Raw genomic sequence first — 3,168 nt, 5'->3', positions numbered from 1 at the left:
CCCTACTCTTATTTTGTCCTGAGGTGCGATACAGGCCTGAATCTTCTCCAACAGCGTATGAAAGCCATCCATATTGTTAGAGATGGTGAACACATCCGCCAGGACTTCGCCCTCAGAATTCTGAATAAAGCAGTCGTGCTTGTCCTTTGCCACATCGATACCAACGGAAACGACCATAACCAGTACCTCCAACGGTAAATTTGTGATACTGTTCCACAGAACACTTTGCTTTTGTAGCCTTGTTCCACATAAACCGTCTGGCGGTATTTAACTGATTAACAAAACTGCAAAGGGCTGTGGTTGGAACCTTTCCAGAACCATCTTGTGGTAGGAGGCGATCACCAATCCACAGCATCCCTTACAGTGTAGCACAGCCCTTGGAGAGGGGCTCTAATAACTACCACTCTATAATACAAGGAAGGGGATGTGGAATTTTGTAGCGGAATTTGAAGGAGTATGGTTGAAGGCGCAAAGCCTCCGACGGATTGACAGCAGCAATGTGACCAGCAACTTGAAGCTGACAGACCGGATGGAGGGATTCTTTGGGTCGAAGGAAAAAGCCAATCAATAACACCACCATACCACAACATCAGATCGAGGCGATAGCCCGCTGTATTCTGCCGGATATTTTGGTCTTCTATGAGAGCGAAGAGGGGCAGAGAGAATTTGCAGAGTGGAAAGCAAAGCAAGAAAAAGCAGACATACAAAAGGCACAAAAACGAAAATGGTATAGTAAAATAACAAAGTAGTGTGCCGTTAGGAAGGGTGATGCCCTGCTATTTTAAGCTTATCCTCTGTCTTCTTTCTTGCGTAAAAATCTTTACTTGAATGGATAGAGATGACCTCTTACTCCATTGTGATAACAAGTTACAGTTGAGTGGCATCTAGAATAGAGATTATGAAACCAGAACACTTTCTGTCACAAAAGGTTGCACATCGAGACGTTCTTTGGTCGCAATAATCTCTGCTCTTTGTCCGCGTATAATCGCAAGAACTGGTGGAATATTAAGGCACTGATTATCCGCAATGAGCCACCTATCATGCCATTTAAATGAGTTATTTTTTATGACCCTCCAATTTAGCGAAATTCCTCTTTGTGACAATTCTGTCTGGAGGTTAAAATAATCTGCTTTGGCACTTACGGTTATGTTGTCTGTTCCAGAAATAATAGTAATAGATTTGACATTCTCATACGGCAACCCGTCAACAAGCATTTCGAATCCTTCTTTTCGAAAATGCTTGTCAATCCAGTATATATTCCCTCTGCAAAAACGTATGACCTTGCGCATATTATAAATGTTGCTATATGGCGTGTCTGGTGTGATATAATATTGCGAAATAGGCTCGGTATAATTCCCTGCAAGTTTGACGCAAAATGCTCTATGCTTCTTGTCATACACGACGATACTATATCTGTTTAAGAGCATAAGCAACGAAACCACATCTGAATACGTTATTTCCTGACCGCTAATTCCGTGATAATTAAGGAGAATTCTAAGCTGTTCGACTCCAATTTTCCCTCTTCCATAAAAAGATTGAGAAATCAGATTTACAACAGGATTACGCAATAAGAGTTGTGCTATTCGTTCTCTTGCGGATACCTCATCAGAGTATACAAAAGAAAGCTCAAACAATTCCTTTCCCGATCCAGACAACGTACAGCGATCTTTTTTAATTAGGCCTGCCTGCTCAAAAAATTCTAATACAGGTTTTGCCTGCGACATATCGCAAGTACGAACTATATCTTCTAAAGGCGAACAATTGTTATGTGCAATTCCAATATCGTAAAGAACCGCACTGAGCGTCTTATCGGTTATATGGAAAAGATAGTCATGTGTATTATGCACTTCCCCCATGCTTAATCCACCTTATATACACGTTTAAACATCAAAGCAATCATTTCCTTGACATATTCTGCATCTTCTTTGGTTGTGTCCATCGGCATATATAAAACTGCTTTACGCTTATCCCCGAAGGGAATATTCAACGGAGCTGCAAATTCCTTCGCGTCAACTACTGGTGTTCCCCCAATAGTTGACCCGTTTTGGATTTCGGTATTGTTCCCTTCTGAATTTTCAGCATTTATTTCCGTTGGAAAATTTGAGTTAGATTCGATATCCAAACACAAAACGCCGTTTTGAATAATATTAAGCTCTGTGGCCGAATCAACAAATTTCTGTGCAGCATTTTTAGCTGTAGTAGGCAATATCTGATGGTAATTCACCAATAGGTTTTCAATCGTACTTACAGATGGCAAAGATTTTCCGATGAGATCAGGGAGCATCTCTGCGTACAGTTTAGGCGTGGAAAAACATTCAATTTTAAGTGTTCTTAGTGCAGCCTCAGACTCTGTGGGGCGAACTAATCGATAAGCGGGCTCTAATAATGTAAAAGTAAGTCCAGTGGATGTAGAAATCAAGCCAAACTGTTTGGCCGAACTAATGGTGTATCTAAATGATTTTGTGCTGGAACTAACGCCGCACTCTTTTGCGGCTACATCATACGAAATAGGCTTACCACGAGGATAATCCTTAAACTTACCCACAAACTCAATCGCTTGTCCCAAGGTAACTGCGGGATATTCCTTGCTTTTAGGCTTGCTCTTTTTTACTTCAGCACTCATTGTATGCCCCCCTTTCATTATTCACAGTATGCTATTAGTCAATATAATTGTCAATAGGGCTATCGAAAAAGCCTATAAGAGCAATTGAAATAGCCTTTCTTCCTGTTTTCCGGCTCCCTCGATGTGCTGAATCAAGTTGCCATCAGGCTCGCAGTTCCTTTGTAAGGAATATGCTTCTTCATTACAGACGAGAATTAGTATGCTTTCTTTTACTCGCTGATTAACTATGAACTTGCACAAAGAGAAACAGAGGAGCAAAATAAGATGCGCCATTTCTATTTGGTTATGAAACTTTCTTCTTGCGCAGCCCTCTAGATTTGGAAGTAGGCTCACATCTTATCCCGTTACGGAAATATACGCATTCATAACTTTCAAAGAAAACAAATAATCCGAACCCATCTCCTATCGGAAACAAGTTCGGATTATATTGGTTTGGTGCACCATCGGGGACTCGAACCCAGGACCCACTGATTAAGAGTCAGTTGCTCTACCAGCTGAGCTAATGGTGCATAATAGCAATCTCCGGGCCGGGCCTAAGGCTCGGC

At 41.4% G+C, this 3,168-nt stretch carries 3 protein-coding genes and 1 tRNA gene; all 4 read right to left on the bottom strand.

What is annotated here, in order from left to right:
* Positions 1-177: IS110 family transposase (locus H6B10_RS13565; RefSeq protein WP_204652094.1), on the bottom strand; the 177-nt coding region annotated here is incomplete at its 3' end.
* Between the two features lie 719 nt (positions 178-896).
* Positions 897-1,856, bottom strand: a complete 960-nt coding sequence (locus H6B10_RS13560) for a hypothetical protein (RefSeq protein ID WP_204652093.1) — start codon at positions 1,854-1,856, stop codon at positions 897-899.
* Between the two features lie 2 nt (positions 1,857-1,858).
* Entirely contained in the window at positions 1,859-2,623 is a 765-nt protein-coding gene (locus H6B10_RS13555) for a hypothetical protein (protein WP_204652092.1), read from the bottom strand.
* A 433-nt stretch (positions 2,624-3,056) separates the two neighbouring features.
* A tRNA-Lys gene (locus tag H6B10_RS13550) sits at positions 3,057-3,132 on the bottom strand.
* Positions 3,133-3,168 lie beyond the last annotated feature (36 nt).

Origin of the sequence: Gemmiger formicilis (genome assembly GCF_016901605.1) — a bacterium.
GTDB lineage: Bacteria > Bacillota > Clostridia > Oscillospirales > Ruminococcaceae > Gemmiger > Gemmiger formicilis_B.
This window is presented reverse-complemented; position numbering and strand designations above follow the sequence as displayed.

Excerpts from the sequence above, each read along its gene's own strand:
- H6B10_RS13560 (WP_204652093.1), bottom strand. The coding sequence starts at position 1,856 with ATGGGGGAAGTGCATAATACACATGACTATCTTTTCCATATAACCGAT.
- H6B10_RS13555 (WP_204652092.1), bottom strand. The coding sequence starts at position 2,623 with ATGAGTGCTGAAGTAAAAAAGAGCAAGCCTAAAAGCAAGGAATATCCC.